The organism is Leisingera coralii (assembly GCF_049056525.1).
Taxonomy (GTDB): Bacteria; Pseudomonadota; Alphaproteobacteria; order Rhodobacterales; family Rhodobacteraceae; genus Leisingera; species Leisingera coralii.
Window position 1 is genome coordinate 1 of sequence record NZ_JBHUPT010000133.1, and the last position, 1,377, is coordinate 1,377.

General features: G+C 63.5%; 1 protein-coding gene. It reads right to left on the reverse strand.

Annotation, left to right across the window (positions count from 1 at the left end; translation table 11 throughout):
• Positions 1-262 precede the first annotated feature (262 nt).
• Positions 263-1,294: an IS110 family RNA-guided transposase gene (locus ACFMBG_RS24075; RefSeq protein ID WP_421057164.1), complete on the reverse strand. Its 1,032-nt coding sequence runs from the start codon at positions 1,292-1,294 to the stop codon at positions 263-265.
• Positions 1,295-1,377: the final 83 nt, after the last annotated feature.

The window sequence follows — 1,377 nt, forward strand, 5'->3', positions numbered from 1 at the left end:
TGCCTTCTGTAATCGGGGCGTGTTCGTCAAGTGCGATCGGTATCGGTTCCGTTATGGGGTCATGCTTCTGTCCGCGGTCGGCTTATTGGGCGCGCCGCATGCTGGCGGTCGAAGGTGAGGCGGACCACGCTAAACGGCGGGCTTGCATGTTTTCGCGCGAGAAGCAGCGCCAGGCATTCCTACGGCCTTCGCCTCATCCCCGTCCCTGACGGGACTCTTGCCGAAGCACTGGGCGAACTGGCGCCACGGCTTCGGGATCAGATCATGTAGTGGCTCCCCAGTGGAACGGGGCGTCGTCGCGCCACATGCGATGCATTACGACGGCGAGCTTGCGCGCCACCGCGACCTTCGCCTTCTTCAGGTTGCTCCGCTTTGCGATCCTCAAGCCCCAGGCTCGAATCGACGTCCATTGGCGCGAGCGGGTGAGCATGACGTGGGCCGCAGTAAAGAGCGCCGTGCGGGTGAGGGCATCGCCAGATCGGCTGATGCGTCCCCTGACGTCGGTCTCTCCAGACTGGTATTGCCGCGGTGTGAGACCAAGATGAGCGCCAACATCGCTCGAGCGGCGGAAGCGCCCCGGGTCGTCAATCGTCGCCTTGAACGCCAGCGCCGTGACCGGTCCGACGCCCGGTATGGTCATGAACCGGCGGCAGAGTTCGTCGTTGGCTGTGAGACGCAAGAGTGCCCGGTGGAGTTCGGCGAGCTGCGCCTGCATCTCGGCCCGTCCGCGAAGCAGTGCAGACATGCATAGTTCGAGGTTCGGGCAACCCTCGACGAGCTGGCGCACCCGGGCCTCGAAGTCCCGCGCGGCGACGCGCCCGACCTTCAGGCCGAATGGACGCAGCAGGCCGCGGATCTCGTTCTCGTGGTCGCGCAGCTTGTTGACGAAGAACTCGCGTGACATGAGCAGCGTGCGCATCTCCTGGCTTTCCGTCGACTTTACATGGACCGGTTTGAACCAGCCCGAGCGGATGAGCTGCGCCAGGGACCGTGCGTCGTTGCGGTCGTTTTTGTTTCTGTTCATAGCCACCATCGCAGCCTTGGCGTGCCGCGCCTCGATGCAGACGGCGGGCAGGCCCGCGCTCCTCAGCCCATTGTAGAGCCACTGCGACAAGGGGCCGGCCTCAAAGCCAACTCGTTCGAAGGTGCCATCGGTCCTGGCCAGCAATTCGCTAATGTCGGCAGGGTCCGAAACCGCCGTCGCCTCCAGGATCATTCCGCCGTCGGCATCGACAACGCAGATGCTGGTCAATTCGAGTGAGACATCAAGTCCCGCGAACAGTACTTTGGTCATGGTCGTTCTCCCGGTCATGGACTTACCGGCAAGAAGAATACCGGCGATCCCGGGGACAGAGCCCCGATTACGCCATCTGAACG

Excerpts from the sequence above, each read along its gene's own strand:
- ACFMBG_RS24075 (WP_421057164.1), bottom strand. The coding sequence starts at position 1,294 with ATGACCAAAGTACTGTTCGCGGGACTTGATGTCTCACTCGAATTGACC.